Origin of the sequence: Lysobacter hankyongensis (genome assembly GCF_039543145.1) — a bacterium.
Taxonomy (GTDB): Bacteria; Pseudomonadota; Gammaproteobacteria; order Xanthomonadales; family Xanthomonadaceae; genus Lysobacter_I; species Lysobacter_I hankyongensis.
In genome coordinates this window covers 82,838-105,129 of sequence record NZ_BAABJE010000018.1, presented here as the reverse complement: position 1 = coordinate 105,129, position 22,292 = coordinate 82,838, and the positions used below count along the sequence as shown (strand labels likewise).

Here is a 22,292-nt window from a genome sequence, read left to right as displayed (position 1 = left end):
TGATGACGGCAGCACTGCGGCTGGCCGGTGGCGATCCACGCGCTGTTGGTGGATCAACGTCGTTTCCGCCGCCCGGAGGACAGCCCGGGACTTGGGCGCGACACGGGGTATTGGAACAGGATTACGCCGACTGCGAAAGTGTTGTCCGCATCCGCCCGACGAATCGCGCGCTCCCTCCGAACATACGCACCGGTCCGGTCCGGGCAGGCCTTGTCCCGTCGCGGGTTCAGGTTCAGAGTAGGCCGGCGCGGCGCACGAGGCGTCTCGCCACCATCCAAGGGGAGGATCACGATGAGCGAATTCTTCATCGGCCAGATCATGATGGCCGGCTTCAACTTTGCGCCCAAGTTCTGGGCGCTGGCGAACGGTCAACTGCTGCCGATCAACCAGAACCAGGCCCTGTTCTCGCTGCTGGGGACGCAGTACGGGGGCAACGGCACCACCAACTTCGCGCTGCCGGACCTGCGCAGCCGCACGCCGATCGGCTATGCCTCGTCGGTGGACCCCAGCTGGCAGCCGCCGTCGGTGCAGATCGGCCAGGCCTCCGGCGTCGAGAACGTGACGCTGCTGAGCACCAACCTGCCGGCGCACACGCATTCGGTGAACGCCTCGACATCCAATGGCGACAACCGCAGCGCCGGCGGCCGTGTTTACGCCACCAGCACCAGTACGAGTTCGGCACCGAATCTCTACGCTCCCAGCACCGGACCCCTGGTCCCGATGAACGCGCAGACGGTCGCCCCCTCCGGCGGCAATCAGCCGCATCCGAACCTCCAGCCCTACAGCGTGATCAATTTCTGCGTTGCGCTGAGCGGCATCTTCCCGTCGCGGAACTGACCGCGCTGGCCAAGGACATCGGACGACCCGCGCCCCATCGGCGCGACCGTCCCTTCCAACTTCGGAGCTAAAGACTCATGAGCACTCCCTATATCGGCGAAATCCGCATGTTCGCTTTCGGCACGCGCGGCGCGCCCAACAACTGGCAGGCCTGCGACGGCAGCCTGCTGCCGATTTCCGAGTACGACGCCCTGTTCGCCCTGATCGGCACCACCTATGGCGGCGACGGCCAGACCACCTTCGCCGTGCCGGACCTCCGGGGTCGCCTGCCGATCCACCAGGGCCAGGGTCCGGGACTGAGCAACTACGTCATCGGGCAACGGGCCGGCACCGAAACCGTGACCGTGCTGCCGACCCAGATGCCGGCGCACACCCACACGCTCGTCGCGACGAACGGCGGAGCGAGCGGCCTGACGCCGGGCAATACGCTGCTTCCCGGCGCGGTCAGCGGCGACAGTTTCTATGTGTCCGATGTCACCGGGGCGACGCAGGTCGCCATGTCGGCGCAGTCGACGAGCCTCGCGGGCGGCAGCCAGCCGCACGAGAACTGCATGCCCACGCTGACGGTGCAGTACTGCATCGCCACCTTCGGCATCTTCCCGTCGCAGGCATGACCACCGCGCCCGCACACACCGCCATTCCACCGCGCCATGCCGGCGCGGCCGCGGCGATGCCGCGGCACCTCATCGGAGGAATCAATTCATGACGCAACCCTACATCGGCGAAATCCAGCTGTTCGGATTCAACTTCAACCCGCGCGGCTGGGCGTTCGCGAACGGCGCCACGCTGCCGATCTCCCAGAACACCGCACTGTTCTCGCTGATCGGCACCATCTACGGCGGCAATGGCCAGACCACGTTCCAGTTGCCCAACTTCGCCGGCCGCGCAGGCTGCGAACAGGGCAACGGACCCGGACTGAGCCCGCGCACGCTGGGCCAGACCTTCGGCGTCAACACCGTCACGCTGACCAGCAACCAGATCCCGCAGCACAACCACGGCATCAACGCATTCGTGCCGGCGAATGCGGGCACGCCCTCGGCGAACGGCGGCCTGTCCCAGCCCGGCATCGCCGCGAACAAACCTTTCTCCTCCGGCGCCCCCAACACCACGTTCGCTCCGAACATGCTCTCGCCCAGCCAGGGCGGCGGCCAGCCCCACCAGAACCAGCAACCGTATCTCGGCGTGAATTTCTGCATCGCGCTGCAGGGGATCTACCCGTCGTTCCCGTGACATGACGGTCGCGATTCCCGCGCGGCTGGCGCCGTTCCCCGCGGAACGGCCCGGCCGCACCGACATCCCCGCGTCCCTCGCCGGACGCGGGTTTTCATTGCGCGCGCTGCGCGACGACGACCTGCCGTGGCTGCGCGATCTCTACGCCAGCACCCGTGCCGAGGAAATGGCCCCGGTGCCCTGGCCGGACACCGCGAAACGGGCCTTTCTCGACCAGCAGTTCGCGCTCCAGCACCAGCACTATCTGGCGCACTACGGCGATACCGACTTCCTGGCGATCGAACGCCAGGGTCGTGGGCCGGTGGGCCGCTATTACCTGCAGCGGACGACCCCGGATCACCTCATCGTCGATATCTGCCTGTTCCCGGGCATGCGTGGCCAGGGCGTGGGCGAAGCGCTGATCCGGCAGAGCCAAACCGATGCCGCCGCGCTCGGCTGCGGGATGTACCTGCACGTGCAGATCTCCAACCCCAAGGCGCGACGCCTCTACGAACGGCTCGGCTTCACGGCCGACGGCGGCGTGACCGGCACGCATCAGATGATGCGATGGCGCGCGCCCGATCATGCCGACGTCCCGCGGTAGAACGGCCTGACCCGTCTTCGACTGTCGAAAATCAGGCCGGTGCTTTTCCGGTCATGCCTGCGGCCTCGCCGCTCTACCGGAACCGTGTTGATTCGTGTCCACCGGCCATGGACACGGCCCGGATGATGTCGCGTTCAAGCCGCCGCATGCGTCGGCAGATCAGTTGAACACCGCCTGATACAGGAAGCCGGCGCGCTCCTGCGCGATCGGCACCAGGAAAATCCCGGCCTCGCCCACCCGCGGATGACGCATGGCGTAGATCTGCTGCGGGAACAGGATCGGCGAGGTATTGCGGAACAGCAGCGAAAACGGCGCCCGCATCGGATTCTGGGCCCGGGTCTCCAGCGGCCGCGCTTCGACCAGCACGAATTCCACATCCATATCGTTCAGCGCCGCGGTGAACGTCTCGTTCACGCATCCGGCGAAATGTTCCAGCGTCAGCAGCTCCATCGAATTCCGGCCCCCGGCCCCTGTGCTGCGCGACCCGGCAGCGGCGGCACATCCTCGCCGCTGCGGCGCCCGGGCACAAGCCATCGCGGGCGACACCCGGCATCGGGGCGGGCGCAGACAACCCCGCGACATGCGGGGACAATGCCCGCCCCACTCCCGCAAGATTCAGCCAGCGGACGCCATCCTGAACGGGTTTGTGCCCCTGCCCCCATCGCTCCAGAGCCTCCTGCCGACCCGATGCCCATCACCCCCGCCGCCGTCCGCGTCTCCGCACTCCGCCTCGATCGCGGCTCGCGCACGATCCTGCGCGACATCGATCTGACCGTGGCGCAAGGCAGCGTGACCGCCATTCTCGGGCCCTCGGGCTGCGGCAAGTCGACCCTCCTCTCGGCGCTCACCGGCGAACTCACGCCTGCCGCCGGCAGCGTCGAAGTGCTGGGCCGGCCGGTGCCGCAGCGCAAGCGCGCGCTGCTGGAATTGCGCAAGGGCATCGGCGTGCTGCTGCAGGGCAACGGCCTGCTGACCGATCTGACCGCGGCCGAGAACGTCGCCCTGCCGCTGCGCACCCACACCGATCTGCCGGCCGAGGTCATCCGCCACCTGGTCGAGATGAAGCTGCATGCGGTCGGCCTGCGCGCCGCTGCCGACCTCTATCCGCGCGAGCTCTCCGGCGGCATGGCGCGCCGGGTCGCACTGGCCCGCGCCCTGGCGCTGGATCCGCCATTGATGCTTTACGACGAGCCGCTGACCGGCCTGGACCCGATCGCCAGCGGCGTGATCATGAGCCTGATCGCCCGGCTCAACGCCAGCCTCGGCCTGACCAGCCTGATCGTGACCCACCACGTCCACGAAACCCTGCCCATCGCCGACCGCGCCGTGGTCATCGCCAACGGCGGCATCGTCTTCGACGGTACCCCGGCCGAACTCGAGACCACCGGCGATCCCCTCGTCCGGCAATTCCTCAAGGGCGAGCCCGACGGCCCCATTCCCTTCGATGCCGCGCCGCGCACGGAGGCCGCGTGATGGCCGTCGTCGACACCCTCCGCGGCATCGGCCGCGCCGGCCTGTTCTCGCTCTCGGTCTTCCGCGCCAGCAAGCCCACCGCGGACTTCTGGCAGGAACTCACCCGCGAGATCTACAAGATCGGCGCGCGCAGCCTGCCGATCATCGCGGTCGGCGGCGCCTTCGTCGGCCTGTCGATCACGCTGCTGGGCTACCGCGCGCTGCAGACCTACGGCGCCGCCAACCAGATCAGCGCCCTGATCGGCCTGGGCATGTACCGCGAACTCGCGCCGGTGCTCACCGCGCTGCTGTTCGTCGGCCGCGCCGGCAGTTCCATCGCCGCCGAACTCGGCCTGATGCGCGCCACCGACCAGATCACCGCGCTCGGCCTGATGGCGATCGACCCGGTCGGCAAGGCCGTGGCGCCGCGGTTCTGGGCGGCGGTGATCACCGTGCCGCTGCTCACTGCGATCTTCTGCAGCCTGGCGATCTCGGCCAGCTGGTTCCAGGCCGTCCAGGTGCTGGGCATCGACAACGGCGCGTTCTGGCAGGTGATGAAGGACGCCGTGGATTTCCACGAGGACTTCCTGCCTGCGTTCCTGAAATCCGCCGTGTTCGGCGGCACCGCGGCGCTGGTCGCCTCGTACGTGGGCTATCACGCCGAACCGACCATCGAAGGCACCTCGGTGGCCACCACCCGCGCCGTGGTCAACGCCTCGCTGCTGGTGCTGATGTTCAATTTCGTCCTTTCCGCTTTTCTGTTCCGTTGAGGTCTCCCATGAGTGCACGCGGCCCCCGCCTCGAATTCGCCGTCGGCGCGTTCCTTCTGCTCGCCCTGGCGTCATTGCTGGTGCTGGCGATCGCTTCCACCAACGGCAAGTTCGGTTTCGGCGAAGACACCTATCCACTGAAGGCCCGCTTCACCAATCTCGGCCAATTGCGGCCGATGGCGCCGGTGAAGATCGGCGGCGTCGCGATCGGCAAGGTGGCCTCGATCGAGCTGGACCCGAAGAAACTCGACGCCGTCGTGGTGCTCGACATCGACCGCCGCTATGCCGATCTGCCGATCGATACGTCCGCCAGCATCCTCACCGGCGGCCTGCTCGGCGAAAGCTATGTCGGCCTGCAGCCCGGCGGCGACATGACCGCGCTGAAACCCGGCGACGAAATCGCCTTCACCGCGCCCGCCGTCGATCTGATCCAGATGGCCGGCAAATACATCTTCGGCGGCCCCGGCGGAACCAAGCCGGACGCCGACGACTCCAACACCTCTTCCGACGCCTCCCCCACCGGACAGACCCCATGACCCTCAAGACCCCGCTCACGACCGTCCTGCTCGGCGCCGCGCTGTTCGCCACGGCGCCCGCCTTCGCGCAACAGGCCGCCGCCCCGGCGCGCGCCACCCCGGCGTCCGCGACCATGCAGGGCAGCCCCAGCCAACTGGTGCTCAACAACAGCCAGCGCGTGCTCACCACGCTGGAAAAGCGTCGCGGCGAGTTCCAGAAGAACCGCACCGCGCTGCGCACGTTCATCACCACCGAATTCAACGCGATGTTCGATCGCGACTATGCCGCACGCCTGGTGCTGGGCCGTCACGGCCGCGGCGCCGCCGACGAAGACGTGAAACTCTTCGCCGACGCGCTGGCCGACAACCTGATGCAGCGCTACGGCTCTTCGCTGCTCGACTTCAACACCCAGCTGCGCGTGCGCGTGAAATCGGAAAAGGCCCTGCCACAAGGCCAGGGCGTTCGCGTCGCCAGCGAATTCCTGCGCCAGGGCGGCGAACCGATCCCGGTCGACTACTTCATGCGCAAGACCGGTACGCAGTGGAAGGTCTTCGACGTGATGGTCGAGGGCGTGTCCTACGTGCAGACCTTCCGCAGCCAGTTCGACACCGAACTGCAGCGCAAATCGATCCGTCAGGTCGCGACCGAACTGCGCAACGGCCAACTGAAGGCGGACGCCGGGCAGTGAACGCCACGGCCTGCGAGATCGTCCGCGATGGCGAAACACTGCGTTTCCGCGGCCCGCTGCTGCGGCATGCGGTGACCGGTCTGTGGAAGCGGCTGCCGGCCGATGCCAGCGGCATCCGGCGCCTGGATCTGAGCGCGGTCGAATCCATCGACAGCGCCGGCCTGGCCTTGATTTCGCTGCTCGCCGCACGTGCCGGCGGAGTTTCGGTGGAAGGTCGACCCGAAGGGTTCGCCGAACTGCGCGGGGCCTACCGGCTCGGCCACGATCTGACCTTCGCCCGGGATTGAACGGCCGCTCCAGCGGGCCCCCACCATGATCGCAGAGGCTACACTCGCGCCATGAACCAGCACCGCCTCCTCCCCCGGGCGGCCTTTCTCGCCGCCGCCCTGTTCGCCAGCGGCTGCGCGCATCAGGCCGTCACCCAAGACGCCCCGCCGCCGGTCGCGGTGGTCGCCGCCGCGGATACACCCGCGGCTCAGACTGCCGAAAGCCAAACCGCCGAAAGCACGGTCGACGCGAACGCGCAGGCACCCATCGACGCGTCCACGCAGACCGCCGAAGTCGTCGCCGGTGCCGAACCCGCATCGCTGCAACCGACCGACGCCGAGCGCGATTTCGCCGCGATCTACGGTGCGCCGGAACCGCAGGTCTACGACCCGATCGCCGACCCGAATCTGCCCGAGCCCGCGGCGCTGCCTCAAAGCTACGACCCGTGGGAGAAATACAACCGTCGCGTCCACCGGTTCAACGATGTCGTGGACCGGCGCGTGGCGAAGCCCCTGGCCACCGCCTACGTGAAAGTGGTGCCGCGCCCGGTGCGCCTGGGCGTGAGCAACTTCTTCAACAACCTCGGCCAGCCGGTCAGCGCGGTCAACGCGCTGCTGCAGGGCAAGCCGAAACAGGCCGGGCAGTCCATCGGCCGCTTCCTGCTCAACAGCACCCTCGGCATCGGCGGCCTGTTCGATCCGGCCACCTCGGCGAAACTGCCGAACAAGAGCGAGGATTTCGGCCAGACGCTCGGCGTCTGGGGCTGGAAGAAATCGCGCTACGTCGAACTGCCGCTGTTCGGGCCCCGCACCGTCCGCGACGCCCTCGGCATGGCCGGCGACGCACCGTTGTCGCCGATCCGTCCGATAGAAGAGGACAAGGTGCGCGTGTTCCTGCAGGGCCTGCAACTGGTCAACGTGCGCACCCAGCTGCTGAGCGTGGACCGGATGCGCGAAGGCGCCGCCGACGACTACGCGCTGGTGCGCGACGCCTGGCTGCAGCGCCGCAACTATCAGATCTCCGGCGACCGCGCCGACAGCGACGACGAAGCCGCGCTGCCGGAATACCTGCAGAACAACGAAGACAATCCGACCGTGCCGATCGACGCGATTCCGGTGATCCCCGGTTCGCCGTAACCCACGATCGAAAAACGCCCGGAACGCATGTGTCCGGGCCGTCGCTCAGGCGTCGTCGCCGGTCGCATCCTCGGCCGCGATATCGCCCAGCAGTTTCTGCGCCTCACCTGCCGGCAAGGCCTCGACCTCGCGCAGTTTCCGCCCGAGCGCGCGCGAACGCACGCTGGTTTCCTCGATCTTGTTGCTGGCTTCGTCCAGCTTCTTCTTCACGCCGTCCAGCACCGTGCCGAACTTGGCGAATTCGGTCTTGACCGCGCCCAGCGTGCGCCACACCTCGCTGGACCGCTCCTGGATCGCGAGCGTGCGGAAGCCCATCTGGAAACTGGTCATCAACGCCAGCAGCGTCGTCGGGCCGGCCACCGCGATGCGCAGATCGCGCTGCAGCGCTTCGACCAGACCGGGGCGGCGCAGGACCTCGGCGTAGAGGCCCTCGGTCGGCAGGAACAGGATCGCGAACTCGGTGGTATGCGGCGGCGAGACGTATTTGTCGCGGATCTCGCGCGCCTGCTTGCGCACCTGGCGCTCGAGCGCATCGCCGGCGGCGCGCGCGGCCTCCACGTCGCCCTGCTCCTGCGCATCGAGCAGCCGCTCGTAGTCCTCGCGCGGGAACTTGGCGTCGATCGGCAGCCACACCGGCGCATCGCGCTCGGATCCGGGAAAGCGCACCGCGTATTCCACCGCTTCGTTGCGCTCGGGCACGGTCTTCACATTCGCCGCGTACTGATCGGGCGCGAACACCTGTTCCAGCAACGCCGCCAACTGCACCTCGCCGAAGATGCCGCGCGATTTGACGTTGGTGAGCACGCGCTGCAGGCCGCCCACGTCCGAGGCCAGCTTGTTCATGTCGCCCAGACCCTGATGCACCTGCACCAGCATCTGCGCGACGTTGCCGAAACTTTCGGTCAGGCGCGTTTCGAGGGTCGACTGCAGTTTCTCGTCGACGGTCGCGCGCATCTGTTCGAGCTTGGCTTCGTTGCCGGCCTGCAGTTCGCCCAGTTTCTGTTCGAGCGTGGCGCGCAGCTCGCCCAGCCGCTGTTCGTTGCGATCGGTGAGCTCGCGCAATTGCGCGCCGAGCGCGTCGGCGAACTGGGTCTGCCGCGTCGCCAGCTCCAGACGCGCCTTGTGCGCATCGTCGTTGAGCGCGGCCCGCAGTTCGTCCAGCCGCGCGTCGGTGCGTGCGGTGAGGTCGCCGAGACTGCGGCCGAAGTCCTCGATCCGCTGGCCCTGGCTCAATGCCAGGCTGTCGAGCTGCTGGCGCAGTTCACCACGACCGGCGCGCTGCTCCTCGCGCAGCGCCTCCTCGACCCGCGCGCGCAGGCGATCGAGCGCGGCGTCGGGCTTGCGCAGCAGCAATACGACCAGCAGGACAAGGACGGCCGCAACGGCGGCCAGCAGCAGGATCAACAGAAGATCGGTATGGGGCATGGCTTCAATGTAGCCGCGGCGATGCCGGCATCAGTCCACCACGCGGCAGAACACCGCCTTCAGGTAGCGGCTTTCCTGCACGTCGGTCAGCCACGGGTGATCGGCGCCGGCGCCGGCCACCTTCAGCACCTGCACCGTGCGGCCCGCGTAGAACGCGGCGCGGCGCAGCATGTCGAGGAACTGCTCCTCGCTGACCAGACCGGTGCACGAGAAGGTCGCGAACAGGCCGCCGGGCTTCACCACGCCCATCGCCAGCTTGTTCATGTCGAGATATTTCTTCAGCGCCGGAATCACCTGCTCGCGATCGCGGGTCATCTTCGCGGGATCCAGGATCACGACGTCGAACTGTTCGCCGGCATTCGCCGCATCGCGCAGCCACGGGAAGATGTCGGCCTGCACGAAGCGCGGGCGGACGTTGTTCAACTTGCCGTTGCCGCGGGCGATTTCCAGCACCGCGTCGTCGATGTCGATACCGACGACTTCGCTGGCGCCGCGCACCGCGGCGTAGACGCCGAAACCGCCGGTGTTGCAGCACAGGTCCAGCACGCGCTTGCCCGCGCACTGGTGCGACAGCCATTCGCGGTTGTCGCGCTGATCGGCGAAGAAGCCGGTCTTGTGCGCGCCGGCGGGATCGGCGCGGAACTTCACGCCGTACTCGGTGATGATCGCGGGCGCGGCCGGTTCGCTGCCGCGGAAATCGAAGCTTTCCTGCTTCTGCACGTGCTCGTCGGCGAAAGCGTGGAAGCGGCAGCCCGGGAACTGCTCGCGCAGCGCGGCATAGATCCATTCGCGATACCGGAACATGCCCGCGCTGAAATATTCGACCACCAGCAGATCGCCGTAACGATCCACCACCAGGCCGCTGAGGCCGTCGCCTTCGCTGTGGACCACGCGCCAGGCGTCGGAGACCGCATCGAGTTTCAGCACCTCGCGCCGCAGATGCACGGCTGCGGCGATCTTCGCCGCGAACCAGTCGGCATCGATGGCGATGTCGGGATCGCGCTCCAGGATGCGCAGCGAGATCCGCGAATGGCCGTTGTAGAAACCGCGGCCGACCCAGACGCCATCGTTGCCGACGATCTCGACCAGGCTGCCCGGCTTGGGCCGCTGGACGGGTTTTTCCACCAGTTTCTGGAAGATCCAGGGGTGGCGCGAGGTCCAGGTGTTCCTGAGACGGATTTCGGGCAACGGTGCGTTCATGTTGTCATTGTAATGGGGTTGACGCGCCCGGGTATTTGCAAAACAATCGTCGCTCCAGAAGGGGAGTAGCTCCCGAACGTTCCGGTCGTCAATACGGGCTCCGCCCCGGCCGGACGGCGGTCGCAGCAACAGCGCGATCGCGAGCGAGACCTTCGCCGCACGGCGAAGCTCTATCCCCGCCCGGTCGCGTTCGCGCGCCGGTTCCGGAATACGACGCCCAGCCTCGCGGTTGGGCGTTCTCGTTTCCGAACCGGAGTTTTTCTCAATGACCACGATCGGTAGTCCGTTGTTGTGGGGCGCGTTCGCCGTCCTCGTCGTCGTCGCCCTGCTCGTCGATCTGGTGCTGATGCGCCATGGTGGGCCGCACAAGGTGACATTCAAGGAAGCGCTGTACTGGAGCATCGGCTGGATCGGCCTGGCGCTGGCGTTCAACGCCGGCCTGTGGTGGTACGTCAGCCAGCAGGCCGGCGATGTCGTCGGCAATCGCGTGGCGCTGGAATTCCTCACCGGTTACCTGGTGGAGAAATCGCTCGCGGTCGACAACATCTTCGTGTTCCTGATGCTGTTCACCTACTTCGCGGTGCCCGAGGAACAGCGCCAGAAGGTGCTGATCATCGGCGTGATCGGCGCGATCGTGCTGCGCGCGATCATGATCTTCGCCGGCGCCTTCCTGCTCGCGAAATTCCACTGGATCCTCTATGTCTTCGGCGCGTTCCTGCTGCTGACCGGCGTCAAGATGCTGCTCGCCGCGGGCAAGGCGCCGGACCTGGAGAAGAACCCCGCGCTGAAGTGGATGCGCGGCCACCTGCCGCTGACCGCGGATTACCACGGCAACGCCTTCAGCGTGCTGAAGGACGGCAAGCGCTGGTACACGCCGCTGTTCGTGGTGATCGTGCTGATCGGCGTGACCGACGTGATCTTCGCGGTGGATTCGATTCCGGCGATCTTCGCGATCACCAGCGACCCGTTCATCGTGCTGACGTCGAACGTGTTCGCGGTGCTGGGCCTGCGCGCGATGTTCTTCCTGCTGGCGGGCATGGCCGACCGTTTCCACCTGCTGCCGTACGGGCTGGCGATCGTGCTGATGTTCATCGGCGTGAAGATGCTGCTGATCGACGTCTACAAGATCCCGATCCTGTGGTCGCTGGGCGTGGTGGCCGCCACCATCGCCGCGACCGTGGCGCTGAGTCTGCTGCGACCGGCGGCCCCGCCGGTGACCGCGTCGCGGGACTGAACGCTCTGTTGCGTCGGCACGGCCGCCCCGCCATCGGGGCGGCCTTGATCGGGCCCGCCTCCGGCACCACAGCTTGACGATGCAACTGCACACCCCCGAAGACCTGCCCGACACTCCCGCCCAGCGCGCCGCCGATCGGCGGCGCCTGTTGCGGGCCCTGAATCTGAGTCTGGCCTTCGTGCTGGTGCTGGCGGCGGCGTTCGCGCTGCAGCAGGGCGAGGACTATCGCCCGCTGACGGTCACCGCGCACAGCCTGCCGGGCCTGTGGGGCGTGCTGACCGCACCGCTGCTGCACGGCTCGGTCGAGCACATCGCCGCCAATGCCGCTTCGCTGCTGCTGCTGGGCACACTGGCCGGCAGCGTCTATCCGAAGGCGACCCTGCGCGCGCTGCCGCTGTTGTGGCTGGGGTCGGGGCTGGGCGCCTGGCTGCTGGGCGATCCCGGCAGCCACCATTTGGGCGCCAGCGGCGTCACTCACGGGCTGATGTTCCTGGTGTTCGTGCTCGGCCTGCTGCGCCGCGACCGTCCATCGATCGCCGCGGCGATGATCGCGTTCTTCCTGTACGGCGGCATGCTGCTGACCGTGCTGCCGCAGGAGCCCGGCGTGTCCTGGCAGTCGCACCTGGGCGGCGCGCTCGGCGGCGCGCTGTCGGCGCTCCTGTTCCGCAGCGCCGACCCGCTGCCGCCGCGCAAACGCTACAGCTGGGAGCTGGAGGAAGAGGCCGGACCCGACGCCGAACTGGAACCGCCCGCCCCTCATGACGTACCGGTCCTCTGGCATCGCCCGCAGGAGGAACGCGGCGTGGTGCTGCCCTTCGAACGGCGCGAACCACCCCGCGTCCGCCCCGAGGACGCGGGGCCTGGCCCGGGGCCGACCTGACCCGTTTCGGCCCCGATCTGCCGCCCATCCGGGACCATTCCGACGAGCGGTCGGCATCGGATCGACGGCATGTGATCCGCGATTGACGCCGGCAATTGACGTTTCTTTTCAAAATCAAATCGTTACATCGCCATGGGGCGCAGTCCCCCTCAAGAGGCCGATGCCGTCGCCGCAATCGCCATGCTTTGCAAAACGCAGCACGAGTCCGCTAACCTGAACCGGGAGCTTCTGCTGCGGAATCGCGCGACCACGGTCACGCGGCTTCACCGTCGTCGAAAGCAGGGGCACTGAAGCAATGATCGACCGGCCTGGCCGGGTCGTGCGGCACAATCACGGAACCGTCGGCGACGGCGGACCACCCCCATGCGAATTGACGACGTGCGGTTTTGACTACTGGAGTGAAGTCATGAACAAGAAAGCGATTTCGGTTGCGCTGACGGCGCTGTTGCTCGCCTCCGCGGCCACTGCCAGCGCGCAGGACGGCGGTAACACCGGCCAGTACGACCCGAATGCGGCCTCGCAGCTGCCCGAGGGCTACGATTCGTCCGCTCCGGACGCCCGTTACGACGGCAATGCGGCCAATCAGCTGCCGGAAGGCGTCGATCCCAACGGTGCGAACCAGAGCACCAGCCTCTCCGGCGAGATGCAGGGCATGGTCGACGAGATCATGGGCCAGCAACAGGGCCAGATGCTCAGCGGCGACGAAGGCTCGGCCTGCGAAGCGATCCTCTGCCTCTCGACCGGCGGCCCGCCGAGCGAATGCGCCGCCTCGCTGCGGAAGTACTTCAGCATCAACCTCAGCAAGCCGTGGAAGACCATCCAGGCGCGCATCAACTTCCTGAAGCTGTGCCCGACCTCCGACGACACCCCGCAGATGGGCACGCTGGTCGAAGCCATCGGCCACGGTGCCGGTCGCTGCGACGCGGCCTCGCTGAACCAGAGCCTGCGCACCTGGACCGGCATCGACGGCGAATACGAGATCAGCAACCAGATGCCTTCGTACTGCGCCGCGTACTTCGACCACGAGTACACCGACGTCGAAAGCACCCAGCCGCGTTATGTCGACAAGTATGTCGTCCGGACCTACCAGGATTCGGAAGGCAACACGATCTATGAATACGACGGCGGCTACTGGGTCGACGGCGGTGCCGCCACGACCGCGGTCGCCAACGACACCAACGGCGCGGTTCCGGCCTCGCGCGATCCCGCGGCGGTCGGTCGCTTCTGATCGAAGCGCGCACCACCGGGCCCGGCCCGGGTTCGCGAAAAAGGCGGGGGCGACCCCGCCTTTTTCATGCCCGGAATTCGTGCGCTGTCGGACGCGTCGGGCCCTGCGCGTCGAGCCTGCCGTACGGATTGAGGAGATCCCGCTCGCGTCAGGCGCCGGCCTGTGTTCCCAGCTGCCGATCGTGCAGGCGGGACCACAGCAGCAGCGACACCGCCGCGCCGCAGAGGCAGAGGAACATGTCCCACTGGGTGTCCCACTGGTCGCCCTGGGTGGCGAGGAAAGCGTCGGCGTCCGCGCCGTAGATCAACGCGGCCCACCATTCGATCAGCTCGAAGAACGCGCTGAAGCTCAGGCAGGCCGCCAGCACCAGATAGACCAGCCAGCCACCGCGACGCAGCGGGGTCAGCCGGAGCAACAGTTCGCGCGCGAGGATCGCCGGCACGAAGCCCTGCATCAGATGGCCGACGCGATCCCAGGGATTGCGCTCGACCTCCAGCCCGAGGGCGGTGAAGGCATCGCGCAACTGGAAGCCCAGCGGCGTTTCCGCATAGGTGTAGGCGCCGCCGTGGATCAGCACCAGGGCGTGCGCCACCAGCAGCCAGCACAGCAGCCGGGTCAGCGGGAAGCGGCGCCAGTTCAGCGCGATGATCGGCATCGCGACGATCGCCCAGATCACCTCCAGCAACCAGGTCAGCCGATCCTTCGGCGCGATGCCGGACACCACCAGCGCGATCAGCACGATGGCCAGCAGCAGTTTGCGTTCGACCGATGCAGGCGGCACGGCGATGGGATGGTTCGACATTCGCGGCGCTCCACGGCAGGGTCGTCGCGATCTTACCCCGGCGCATGGGCGTGGCGCCCGGCGGGCCGCTGCGGCATGCTTGCGGCCTCCCGGGGAGGCCCGCATGCACGAACAGAACGACCGCGGCCAGGCGCAGGCGGCCGACAATCCCTACGCGCCGCCGGCCGCACGCATCGCCGAAATCGCCGACAGCGGCATCGCGGCGACGCCCGCGCGCTTCTACGTCGTCGCGCCGACCAAGGCCGCGCTGTTGATGTTCGCCACGTTCGGCTTCTACACGCTGTATTGGTTCTGGCGCCACTGGAAGCTCCACAAGATCGACAAGCGGCTGGACATCTGGCCGGTGCCCCGCGCGATCTTTTCGATCTTCTTCGCCCACAGCCTCTACAACGAATTCGACTACCGCATCGTCCGCAGCGGCCAGCGCCACCGCTGGTCGCCGGGCGGCTGGGCGACGCTCTACGTGGTCGCCGCGATCGGAGGACGCATTCTCGACCGCCTGCCCGAGACGGTCATCTCGCTCCACGCCAGCGTCCTGTTGCTGATCGTGGTGCTGTCCTGTTCCACCCTTTCGATCTACCACGCGCAACGCGCGGCCAACATCGCCTGCGGCGATCCCGCAGCCGAGGCCAACCGCCGTCTGACGCTTGCGAACTATGTCTGGCTGGGCATCGGCGCGCTGTGGTGGGCGCTGGTCGCACTGGGCACGCTGCTGCCCGAGGAAACGATGCAATGAACCTGCTTCATGCCATACGCCACGCCAACTCCCCCAGCGTATCCCGCACCACGATCCGCACCGTTCTGCCGACCCTGCTCGCATGCGTGCTGCTCGCCGCCTGCCAGCGCGACGCATCCGCGCCCGAGGGGCCGACCATTTCCGCACCGGCGACGCCGCCGACCACGACCGCACCGGCGAACGCCGACGAACAGCGCATCGCCGACGACGTGCGCACGCTCGCCGACGACCGCTTCGAGGGCCGCGAGGCCGGCACCCGCGGCTACGATCTCGCCGCGGCGTACGTGGCGCAACGGTATGCCGACATCGGCCTGCAGCCCGCCGGCGACGACGGCACCTGGTTCCAGACGGTGCCGCTGCTGAAGGCCACGCGCGAAGCCGAGGGCGCCGCGCTGGTGGTCAAGCGCAACGGTCGCGAGATCGCACTGCGTTTCCGCGATCAATTCCTGCCCACGCTGAACTTCAACGCGAGCGAACACGCGCTGGAAGCGCCCGCGGTGTTCGTCGGCCAGGGCGTGCACGCACCGGAACTGGGCCACGACGATTTCGCCGGACTCGACCTGCAGGGCAAGATCGCCGTGGTCTTCGGCGGCGCGCCCGCGCGCTTCGACAACGATCGCCGCGCGTTCCACAGCGCCACCCGCGAGAAACTGCGCGCCCTGGCGGAGCGCGGTGCTGTCGGCGCGGTGTTCGTCAACACGCCGAAGGACGAAGCCGAATCGCCGTGGTCGCGCGGCGCCGACAACTGGCAGCGCGCGGGGATGCGTCTGCGCGGACCCGACGGCAAGGGCCTCGGCACCTTCCCCGAACTGCGCGGGCTGGCCACGGTCAGCGCGGCCGCGGCCGATCTGATCTTCGCAGACGGCCCGCGCACCGCCGCGCAACTGTTCGACGCCGCCGAGGCCGGCACGCTGAAGGGCTTCGCGCTGCCGGGCACGCTCGCGTTGGCCGGACGCACGAAGATCGAACCGGTGACCTCGCGCAACGTGGTCGCGAAATTGCCCGGCAGCGACGCCGCGCTGGCCGCCGAGCACATCGTCTACACCGCGCACCTGGACCACATCGGCATCGGCGCGCCGGTGAAGGACGAGAACGGCGTCGAAGACCGCATCTACAACGGCGCGCTCGACAACGCCCTCGGCGTCGCGATCATGCTCGAAGCCGCGCGCGCGCTGAAGGCCGACAAGACCGCGCCGAAGCGTTCGCTGCTGTTCGTCGCGCTGACCGCCGAGGAAAAGGGCCTGCTCGGCGCGGAATGGTTCGCCACGCATCCGACGGTGGCCGCGGATTCGCTGATCGCCAACATCAACATGGACATGCCGGTGCTGCTGGCGCCGAGCAGGGACGTGGTGCCGATCGGCGTCGAGCATTCCTCGCTGAAGACGGCTTTGGACACGGCGGCGAAAGAGATCGGTGTGGCGCTGTCGCCGGATCCGTTCCCGGAAGACGTGGTGTTCGTGCGCAGCGACCAGTACGCCTTCATCCGCGCCGGCATTCCCGCGATCTATCTCACCGGCGGCATGCGCTCCGCCGACGGCGAGCGCGACCCGAAATTGGCGCTGCGCAAATTCCTGCGCGATCACTACCACCAGCCGAGCGACGAAGCGACATTGCCGATCGCCTGGGGCGACGCGCTGCGGCTGGCGAAACTCAACGCGCGTCTCGGCCGCCTCGTCGGCGATGCCGGCGAACGTCCGCGCTGGAACGCGGGCGATTTCTTCGGCGACCGGTTCGCACCGGCGAAGTAATCCCGCGAAGCAACTCTGCGACGTCGGGTCGCGAAGACGCGCGCCGCGCTCAACGCCGCGCGGCGGGCGACGGGTCGTCGTCGAACACCACGTCGGGCACGGCATCGGGCTCGACGTCGGCCTCGAACAACTGCTCCAGTTCGCTGCGCGCCTGTTTCGCGCTTTCCAGCAGCGCCGCTTCGTCGTCGTAGATCAGATGCTGGCTGGCCAGGAGTTCCTCGTCGTGTTCGCGGAACCGCTGCGCGCGCTGCGCCGCCTGCTCCGGCGGAATGCCGAGTGCGATCAGCACATCGCGGCCCATCTCCAGGCCGGACGCGAAGGTTTCGCGGGTGACGTTCGCGCCGAGATCCATCAATTGCCAGGCGTGGCGGCGGTCGTGCGCGCGCGCGAACACCTTCAGCTCCGGATACAGCCGGCGCACCACGCGCGTCGCGCGCAGGCTGGCGTCCGGATTGTCGATCGCATTGATGAAGATCTTCGCGTGGCCCGCGCCCGCGGCGCGCAGCAGGTCCGGCCGCGCCGGATCGCCGTAGTAGACGACATTGCCGAAGCGGCGCACGAAATCCACCTGCACCGCATCGGTCTCCAGCGCCACGAACGGAATCTTCTGCGCCACCAGCATGCGCGCCACGATCTGCCCGAAGCGGCCGAACCCGGCAAGAATGACCTTCGCCTGATGGTCGGGAATCGTGTCGAACGCGCGCGACGGCGCGGCATCGGGAAGAGCGCGCAGCAGGCGCGCGACCGCGATCATCGACAGCGGCGTGAGCGCCATCGACAGACCGACGATCGCCACCAGCCGGTTCTGCAGCGCCGCGTCGATCAGGCTCGCCTTCACCGCTTCGGACAGCACCACGAACGCGAACTCGCCGCCCAGCGCCAGCACCACGCCCAATTGCAGCGCCTCGCGCCAATCCAACCGCCCCGGACGCAGGCCGATGCCGAACAACAGCAGCGATTTCACCGCCAGCAGCGCGACGCTGCCGAGCACGATCGTCCACGGCTCGGCCGCGATCAGCGCCAGATCGATGCTCATGCCCACGGCCATGAAGAACAGGCCGAGCAGCAGGCCCTTGAACGGTTCGATCTGCGATTCGATCTCGTGGCGGAATTCGGAATCGGCCAGCAGCACGCCGGCGAGGAAGGCGCCGAGGCCCATGCTCAGGCCGGCCAGATGCATCGCCCAGGCCGCGCTGAGCACCGCCAGCAGCGCGCTCGCGGTCAACATCTCCGGCACGCCGATGCGCGCGGCCAGCCGGAACAACTGGCGCAACAGCACGCGCCCGCCGAACACCACCGCCACGATCGCGGCGACCGCCTTCAGCACGTCCTGCCAGACCGGATCGGGACTGGCCGCGGCCACGCCCAGCAGCGGGATCGCGGCGATCAGCGGAATCGCCGCCAGATCCTGGAACAGCAGGATCGCGAAGGCCAGGCGCCCGTGCGGGCTGTTCAGCGCCTTGCGCTCGGACAACAGCTGCAGACTGACCGCGGTCGAGGACAGCGCCAGCGCCAATCCCACCACCAGCGCGGCTTTCCAGCCGAGATCGAACGCCAGCCCCACGCCGCCCAGCGCCAGTCCGGAGAGCAACACCTGCAGGCCGCCGACCCCGAACACCGGTTTGCGCATCACCCACAGCCGCGCCGGCGACAATTCCAGGCCGATGACGAACAGCATCATCACGACCCCGATTTCGCTGGCGGCCAGCACCGGCTCGGCGTCGCGGATCACCTTCACCCCGAACGGCCCCAGGGCCACGCCCGCCGCCAGATAGCCCAGCACCGCGCCCAGGCCGAAGCGCTTGAACAGCGGCACCGCGACCACCGCCGCGAGCAGGAATACCAACGCGAGTTGCAGACCATCGCCGTGCATGAGCACCTCCGGCAGGGACAGTAACCGCGCACCGCGCCCACCCGCAATCGCGGCGTGCGGCCGCGTGCGGGACAGTGCATCCGACGCCCGCGCGGTGCCTGTCGGGCGATGCGGAAGACCTGATAAGGTTCGGCCGGTGAACGAACCGCTCGCCAGCACCGTCGATTCCGCGCGCGCCGCGGAGCGCGACATCCACCGCCGCGACCCCGACGAGATCACCGCGCTGCTGGTGCGCTGGAATGCCGGCGATGCCGATGCCCGCGACCGTCTCGCTGCGGCGATCTATTCCCAGCTCAAGCGCATCGCCGCCCACCGGCTGCGCGAACAGGCGCGGCCCGTCGTCGATCCGACCGAACTGGTCCACGAAGTGCTGCTGAAACTGATCCAGAGCCCGATCGACGCGGAAGACCGCCGGCAGTTGTTCAAGATCGCCGCCGCCGCGCTGCGTCACACCCTGATCGATCTGGTGCGCCGCCGCGACGCCGACAAGCGCGGCGGCGGCGAAGTCACCTCGCTGGACGCGCTGCAGATCAGCATCGCCGCGGTCGGCGGGGCCGGCGCGGACCGCTGGCTGGACGTGGAGCGTGCGTTGATCGAACTGGAGGCGCTGGACCCGCGCAAATGCAGGATCGTCGAACTGGCGTTGATCGTGGGCCTGGAGCAGACCGAGATCGCTGCGACCCTGGGCCTGAGCCTGAGCACCGTCGAACGCGACCTGCGCTTCTCCCGCGCCTGGCTGAAGACCCGGCTGTCGGACACCGCACCGCCGCCGGAAGACGATCGTTGACCCGATGGTGACGGGTCGGGCCGCGGCGCGACGACCTGCAGAGAGGCGGGCGCCTTCCGCGCCGCGCAGGAAACCTTGCCGATGACCGACGCCCTCGCCCGGATCGAAACCCTGTTCCATGCCGCGCTCTCGCTGCCGCCGGAATCGCGCGCGGCGTGGCTGCGCACGGCCGAGCACGATCCGACGATCCGCGACACCGTCGACGCCCTGCTGGCCAACGACGCGGCCGACAACCCGCTGCGCGCGCCGCTGCTGGCGGCCCTGTCCGCCGACGCCGCGGCCCCGCAGCGGATCGGCCGCTATCGGCTGATCGACGAACTGGGCCAGGGCGGGATGGCCGGCGTGTGGCTGGCCGAACGCGACATCGACGGCCGCGCGCAGCGGGTCGCGCTCAAGCGCCTGCACGGCGCCTCCACCGCGGCGCTGCGGCGGCGCGCCGCGCGCGAGCGTGCGTTGCTGGCGGCGCTGAACCATCGCGGCATCGCCGGGCTGATCGATGGCGGCGAAACCGAAGACGGCACGCCCTACTTCGTCATGGAGTACGTGGAAGGCGAGCCGTTGCTGCGCCATCTCGCCGAGCGGCGACCGCCGCAGCGCGAACGCCTGCGACTGTTCCGGCAGATCTGTCTGGCGATCGAACATGCGCACCAGCGATTGATCCTGCATCTCGACCTCAAGCCGTCGAACGTGCTGGTGCGCGCCGACGGCTCGACCGCGCTGATAGATTTCGGCATCGGCCGGGCGCTCGACGACAGCGGGGCGGGCGAGCACCACGCCGAGCGCACCGTGGCGTTCACCCCGATCTACGCCGCGCCGGAACTGCGCGACGGCCGCACGCCGACCACCGCGACCGATGTCTACATGGCCGGCCTTCTGCTGGTCGAGATCCTCACCGACGGCGCGCTGTCGCGGCGCGCGCGCGATGGCGCCACCGGAGATCCCTTCGCCGATCCCGCGATCCGCAGCGCCCTGGACGGCGATCTGTCGCGACTGTTGGCGCGCGCCACCGCGCACGCCCCCGACGATCGCTACGCCTCGATCGCGGCGCTGCGCATGGACGTCGAACGGTTTCTCGAAGGCCGGATGCTGGCCGCGTCGCGGCAGACATGGTGGGTGCGCAGCGGGAAATTCTGCCGGCGCAATCGCTGGCCGCTGCTCGGCGCCGGAACCGCGGCGCTGCTGGCGGTCGCGTTCGTACTGCAACTGTCGGCGGAACGCACGCGGGCGCGGGCCGCGGAGAAGAACGCGCTGCTGGCGCAGGATCTGCAGTCGTCGCTGCTGGTGGCGCTGTCGCCCGGCGGCAATCCGCAGGCGCAGGCGCGGATCGAAGCGCTGCTGCAGCGCGAACGCCGGCGGCTGCGCGACAGCGGCGACGCGCGCGCGCTGGACCCCGCGTGGCGCAGCATCGCGTCGATCGTCGCGGTCGCGGAGATCTACGTCGCGATCGGCGATCCGGAGCCGGCGCTGAAATCCGCGGACGAAGCGCTGCGGCTTCTGGCGGAACCGCGGTCGACGCCACGGCTGCACGACGGCCGCGACGACGATCTGCTGGCGCGCGCGCACGCCGCCCGCGGACAGGCGCTGAACGCGCTGGAGCGTTATACGGAAGCGGCACCCGCGTTCGCGCGGATGCGCGCACTGCGTGAAGCGCATCGGCGCGAGGATCCGCAGGCGCTGGCGACCGCACTGCTGCTGCAGGGCAAGGCGGCGATCGAATGGCGCGATTTCGCCCTGGCCGAACGCGCGCTCGCCGAAGCGCAGACGCTGGCCGCCGCCGCACCGCCGCAGCGCGGCTTCCCGGTCGAACTGGCGATCGCGCGGCTCGATGCCGCCAGCGAAAGCGGCGACGCCTCGGCGCAGGGCGCGGCGCGCAGCGCGGCGCTGCTCGCGCTGGCCGACACCGAGCTGGAAGCGGCATCGCCGCTGTGGATCGACACCTGGCTGGCGCTGTCGCGCTGGCGCCAGTTCGAAGGCGAAGCGCAGGCCGCACTGGCCGATGCGCAGCGCGCGCGCGATCGCGCCCGGCAGTTGTTCGGCGAACGCAGCGTCGTCACCGCCACCATCGACAACAACCTGGGCACGATGCTGGCCGATCTCGGTCGATATCGCGAGGCGCTGACGCACTTCGACCGCGCGCGCGCCACGCAGGCGCGCCTGAGCCCGGACAAGGTCGCGGTGCTCGCCTCGATCGACATCAACCGTTGCCGCGCGCAGTACGCGCTCGGCGATTACGCCGCGGCCGCGGCCAGCGCGGAGGCCGCACTGGCGACGCTGCCCGACACCCACGCCGCCTACCGCAGGCTGCGCAGCATCGCGTGGTCGAATCTGGCGCGCGCGCGCAGCGAACTGGGCCAGCATCCGGCGGCATTGCAGGCCGCGCGGCGGTTGTTGTCCGACCCGTGGCTGCGGAGCGCACCTGCGCTGGAGAATGCGTTCGGCCGGATCAGCATGTTCGTGGTGCTGTTGAACGCCGGCGCGCTGGACGAAGCGCAGGCGATCCTGGATCAGACCACACCGGTACTGGAAGCGCAGCTGCCGGACGCGCATCCGGCCTTCCTCTACACGGCGCGGCGGCGCGGACTTCTGGCCGCGGCACGCGGCCGTTTCGACGAGGCGGACCGCGCCTTCGGCCTCGCGCTGACGCGGATGGACGCGACCGACGACGATCCGCTGACCCGCGCCGAAATCCGCGCCTCGCGCGCCCACGCCGCCGCCCGCCTGGGCGATGCCGCACGCGCCCGGGCGTTGCTGCTGCAGGCGCTGCCGGTGCTGCGCGCGGAGACCTCGCCCGATGCCCGCCCGCGGATCGAGGCCGAAGCCCTGCTCCGCAGCCTGTCTTCCGGGACGGGGAAGGCGCAGCCATCGCCGCGATGACGGGTGACGGGCGCTTTCTGCGACCA

22 protein-coding genes are annotated in these 22,292 nt (G+C 68.7%); 17 read left to right on the top strand and 5 right to left on the bottom strand.

What is annotated here, in order from left to right; all coding sequences use genetic code 11:
- The first annotated feature begins 291 nt into the window (after positions 1-291).
- The 4 genes from ABD974_RS16990 (at position 292) to ABD974_RS16975 (ending at position 2,650) form a co-directional block, all read left to right on the top strand.
- The gene (locus tag ABD974_RS16990) at positions 292-837 is read left to right on the top strand and encodes a phage tail protein (RefSeq protein ID WP_345304531.1); all 546 of its coding nucleotides are present in this window, start codon (positions 292-294) and stop codon (positions 835-837) included.
- 77 nt (positions 838-914) lie between these two features.
- The gene (locus ABD974_RS16985; RefSeq protein ID WP_345304530.1) at positions 915-1,451 is read left to right on the top strand and encodes a phage tail protein; all 537 of its coding nucleotides are present in this window, start codon (positions 915-917) and stop codon (positions 1,449-1,451) included.
- 88 nt (positions 1,452-1,539) lie between these two features.
- On the top strand, positions 1,540-2,067 hold the full coding sequence (locus ABD974_RS16980; protein ID WP_345304529.1) for a phage tail protein: 528 nt from the start codon (positions 1,540-1,542) through the stop codon (positions 2,065-2,067).
- Position 2,068: 1 nt separating this feature from the next.
- Positions 2,069-2,650 (top strand): GNAT family N-acetyltransferase, encoded by a 582-nt coding sequence (locus tag ABD974_RS16975; protein ID WP_345304528.1) that lies wholly within the window; start codon positions 2,069-2,071, stop codon positions 2,648-2,650.
- Positions 2,651-2,809: 159 nt separating this feature from the next.
- Here ABD974_RS16975 and ABD974_RS16970 read toward each other — a convergent pair whose 3' ends face one another.
- Positions 2,810-3,100, bottom strand: coding sequence for a DUF6916 family protein (locus ABD974_RS16970; RefSeq protein WP_345304527.1), 291 nt, complete (start codon positions 3,098-3,100; stop codon positions 2,810-2,812).
- A 237-nt stretch (positions 3,101-3,337) separates the two neighbouring features.
- Here ABD974_RS16970 and ABD974_RS16965 point away from each other — a divergent pair, with 237 nt between their 5' ends.
- The 6 genes from ABD974_RS16965 to ABD974_RS16940 are packed head-to-tail and all read left to right on the top strand — an operon-like array spanning position 3,338 to position 7,479.
- The gene (locus ABD974_RS16965) at positions 3,338-4,123 is read left to right on the top strand and encodes an ABC transporter ATP-binding protein (RefSeq protein ID WP_425562726.1); all 786 of its coding nucleotides are present in this window, start codon (positions 3,338-3,340) and stop codon (positions 4,121-4,123) included.
- A complete protein-coding gene (locus ABD974_RS16960; protein ID WP_345304526.1) occupies positions 4,123-4,872 on the top strand; it encodes an MlaE family lipid ABC transporter permease subunit in 750 nt (249 codons plus the stop codon). The genes ABD974_RS16965 and ABD974_RS16960 overlap by 1 nt, the downstream gene beginning before the upstream one ends.
- Positions 4,873-4,880: 8 nt before the next feature.
- Positions 4,881-5,408 (top strand): outer membrane lipid asymmetry maintenance protein MlaD, encoded by a 528-nt coding sequence (gene mlaD, locus ABD974_RS16955; protein WP_345304525.1) that lies wholly within the window; start codon positions 4,881-4,883, stop codon positions 5,406-5,408.
- On the top strand, positions 5,405-6,076 hold the full coding sequence (locus ABD974_RS16950; RefSeq protein ID WP_345304524.1) for an MlaC/ttg2D family ABC transporter substrate-binding protein: 672 nt from the start codon (positions 5,405-5,407) through the stop codon (positions 6,074-6,076). Before mlaD ends, ABD974_RS16950 begins: the two co-directional genes overlap by 4 nt.
- Positions 6,073-6,363 carry an STAS domain-containing protein gene (locus ABD974_RS16945; RefSeq protein WP_345304523.1) on the top strand — a complete coding sequence of 97 codons (291 nt, stop codon included), beginning with the start codon at positions 6,073-6,075 and terminating at the stop codon, positions 6,361-6,363. The genes ABD974_RS16950 and ABD974_RS16945 overlap by 4 nt, the downstream gene beginning before the upstream one ends.
- Before the next feature lie 51 nt (positions 6,364-6,414).
- Complete coding sequence (locus ABD974_RS16940) at positions 6,415-7,479, top strand: MlaA family lipoprotein (RefSeq protein ID WP_345304522.1); 1,065 nt, start codon at positions 6,415-6,417, stop codon at positions 7,477-7,479.
- Positions 7,480-7,524: 45 nt separating this feature from the next.
- On the opposite strand, the gene ABD974_RS16935 is transcribed toward ABD974_RS16940, so the two are convergent.
- Positions 7,525-8,904 carry a DNA recombination protein RmuC gene (locus tag ABD974_RS16935; protein ID WP_345304521.1) on the bottom strand — a complete coding sequence of 460 codons (1,380 nt, stop codon included), beginning with the start codon at positions 8,902-8,904 and terminating at the stop codon, positions 7,525-7,527.
- Between the two features lie 30 nt (positions 8,905-8,934).
- Entirely contained in the window at positions 8,935-10,104 is a 1,170-nt protein-coding gene (locus tag ABD974_RS16930; RefSeq protein ID WP_345304520.1) for a class I SAM-dependent rRNA methyltransferase, read from the bottom strand.
- Positions 10,105-10,369: 265 nt separating this feature from the next.
- Between ABD974_RS16930 and ABD974_RS16925 the strand changes: the two genes are divergently transcribed.
- The 3 genes from ABD974_RS16925 to ABD974_RS16915 all read left to right on the top strand — a co-directional run bounded on the left by ABD974_RS16925 (position 10,370) and on the right by ABD974_RS16915 (position 13,446).
- Positions 10,370-11,338, top strand: a complete 969-nt coding sequence (locus ABD974_RS16925) for a TerC family protein (protein WP_345304519.1) — start codon at positions 10,370-10,372, stop codon at positions 11,336-11,338.
- A gap of 79 nt (positions 11,339-11,417) precedes the next feature.
- Complete coding sequence (locus tag ABD974_RS16920) at positions 11,418-12,218, top strand: rhomboid family intramembrane serine protease (protein WP_345304518.1); 801 nt, start codon at positions 11,418-11,420, stop codon at positions 12,216-12,218.
- 406 nt (positions 12,219-12,624) lie between these two features.
- Positions 12,625-13,446, top strand: coding sequence for a TrbM/KikA/MpfK family conjugal transfer protein (locus ABD974_RS16915; protein WP_345304517.1), 822 nt, complete (start codon positions 12,625-12,627; stop codon positions 13,444-13,446).
- 148 nt (positions 13,447-13,594) lie between these two features.
- Here ABD974_RS16915 and ABD974_RS16910 read toward each other — a convergent pair whose 3' ends face one another.
- Positions 13,595-14,248, bottom strand: coding sequence for a DUF2238 domain-containing protein (locus ABD974_RS16910; RefSeq protein ID WP_345304516.1), 654 nt, complete (start codon positions 14,246-14,248; stop codon positions 13,595-13,597).
- 103 nt (positions 14,249-14,351) lie between these two features.
- Here ABD974_RS16910 and ABD974_RS16905 point away from each other — a divergent pair, with 103 nt between their 5' ends.
- Positions 14,352-14,984, top strand: coding sequence for a hypothetical protein (locus tag ABD974_RS16905; protein ID WP_345304515.1), 633 nt, complete (start codon positions 14,352-14,354; stop codon positions 14,982-14,984).
- Positions 14,981-16,732, top strand: a complete 1,752-nt coding sequence (locus tag ABD974_RS16900) for a M28 family metallopeptidase (protein WP_345304514.1) — start codon at positions 14,981-14,983, stop codon at positions 16,730-16,732. The genes ABD974_RS16905 and ABD974_RS16900 overlap by 4 nt, the downstream gene beginning before the upstream one ends.
- 49 nt (positions 16,733-16,781) lie before the next feature.
- On the opposite strand, the gene ABD974_RS16895 is transcribed toward ABD974_RS16900, so the two are convergent.
- The gene (locus ABD974_RS16895) at positions 16,782-18,605 is read right to left on the bottom strand and encodes a monovalent cation:proton antiporter-2 (CPA2) family protein (protein WP_345304513.1); all 1,824 of its coding nucleotides are present in this window, start codon (positions 18,603-18,605) and stop codon (positions 16,782-16,784) included.
- Positions 18,606-18,741: 136 nt separating this feature from the next.
- Here ABD974_RS16895 and ABD974_RS16890 point away from each other — a divergent pair, with 136 nt between their 5' ends.
- Positions 18,742-19,392 (top strand): ECF-type sigma factor, encoded by a 651-nt coding sequence (locus ABD974_RS16890; RefSeq protein WP_345304512.1) that lies wholly within the window; start codon positions 18,742-18,744, stop codon positions 19,390-19,392.
- Between the two features lie 81 nt (positions 19,393-19,473).
- Positions 19,474-22,266 carry a protein kinase domain-containing protein gene (locus ABD974_RS16885; RefSeq protein ID WP_345304511.1) on the top strand — a complete coding sequence of 931 codons (2,793 nt, stop codon included), beginning with the start codon at positions 19,474-19,476 and terminating at the stop codon, positions 22,264-22,266.
- The last annotated feature ends 26 nt before the right edge of the window (positions 22,267-22,292 follow it).

What these genes read in the sequence shown, in the direction of transcription:
- mlaD (WP_345304525.1), top strand. Translation starts at nt 4,881, where the DNA reads ATGAGTGCACGCGGCCCCCGCCTCGAATTCGCCGTCGGCGCGTTCCTT.
- ABD974_RS16925 (WP_345304519.1), top strand. Translation starts at nt 10,370, where the DNA reads ATGACCACGATCGGTAGTCCGTTGTTGTGGGGCGCGTTCGCCGTCCTC.
- ABD974_RS16895 (WP_345304513.1), bottom strand. Translation starts at nt 18,605, where the DNA reads ATGCACGGCGATGGTCTGCAACTCGCGTTGGTATTCCTGCTCGCGGCG.
- ABD974_RS16980 (WP_345304529.1), top strand. Translation starts at nt 1,540, where the DNA reads ATGACGCAACCCTACATCGGCGAAATCCAGCTGTTCGGATTCAACTTC.
- ABD974_RS16900 (WP_345304514.1), top strand. Translation starts at nt 14,981, where the DNA reads ATGAACCTGCTTCATGCCATACGCCACGCCAACTCCCCCAGCGTATCC.
- ABD974_RS16940 (WP_345304522.1), top strand. Translation starts at nt 6,415, where the DNA reads ATGAACCAGCACCGCCTCCTCCCCCGGGCGGCCTTTCTCGCCGCCGCC.
- ABD974_RS16990 (WP_345304531.1), top strand. Translation starts at nt 292, where the DNA reads ATGAGCGAATTCTTCATCGGCCAGATCATGATGGCCGGCTTCAACTTT.
- ABD974_RS16930 (WP_345304520.1), bottom strand. Translation starts at nt 10,104, where the DNA reads ATGAACGCACCGTTGCCCGAAATCCGTCTCAGGAACACCTGGACCTCG.
- ABD974_RS16910 (WP_345304516.1), bottom strand. Translation starts at nt 14,248, where the DNA reads ATGTCGAACCATCCCATCGCCGTGCCGCCTGCATCGGTCGAACGCAAA.
- ABD974_RS16905 (WP_345304515.1), top strand. Translation starts at nt 14,352, where the DNA reads ATGCACGAACAGAACGACCGCGGCCAGGCGCAGGCGGCCGACAATCCC.
- ABD974_RS16950 (WP_345304524.1), top strand. Translation starts at nt 5,405, where the DNA reads ATGACCCTCAAGACCCCGCTCACGACCGTCCTGCTCGGCGCCGCGCTG.
- ABD974_RS16960 (WP_345304526.1), top strand. Translation starts at nt 4,123, where the DNA reads ATGGCCGTCGTCGACACCCTCCGCGGCATCGGCCGCGCCGGCCTGTTC.
- ABD974_RS16935 (WP_345304521.1), bottom strand. Translation starts at nt 8,904, where the DNA reads ATGCCCCATACCGATCTTCTGTTGATCCTGCTGCTGGCCGCCGTTGCG.
- ABD974_RS16915 (WP_345304517.1), top strand. Translation starts at nt 12,625, where the DNA reads ATGAACAAGAAAGCGATTTCGGTTGCGCTGACGGCGCTGTTGCTCGCC.
- ABD974_RS16965 (WP_425562726.1), top strand. Translation starts at nt 3,338, where the DNA reads ATGCCCATCACCCCCGCCGCCGTCCGCGTCTCCGCACTCCGCCTCGAT.
- ABD974_RS16885 (WP_345304511.1), top strand. Translation starts at nt 19,474, where the DNA reads ATGACCGACGCCCTCGCCCGGATCGAAACCCTGTTCCATGCCGCGCTC.
- ABD974_RS16970 (WP_345304527.1), bottom strand. Translation starts at nt 3,100, where the DNA reads ATGGAGCTGCTGACGCTGGAACATTTCGCCGGATGCGTGAACGAGACG.
- ABD974_RS16985 (WP_345304530.1), top strand. Translation starts at nt 915, where the DNA reads ATGAGCACTCCCTATATCGGCGAAATCCGCATGTTCGCTTTCGGCACG.
- ABD974_RS16975 (WP_345304528.1), top strand. Translation starts at nt 2,069, where the DNA reads ATGACGGTCGCGATTCCCGCGCGGCTGGCGCCGTTCCCCGCGGAACGG.
- ABD974_RS16920 (WP_345304518.1), top strand. Translation starts at nt 11,418, where the DNA reads ATGCAACTGCACACCCCCGAAGACCTGCCCGACACTCCCGCCCAGCGC.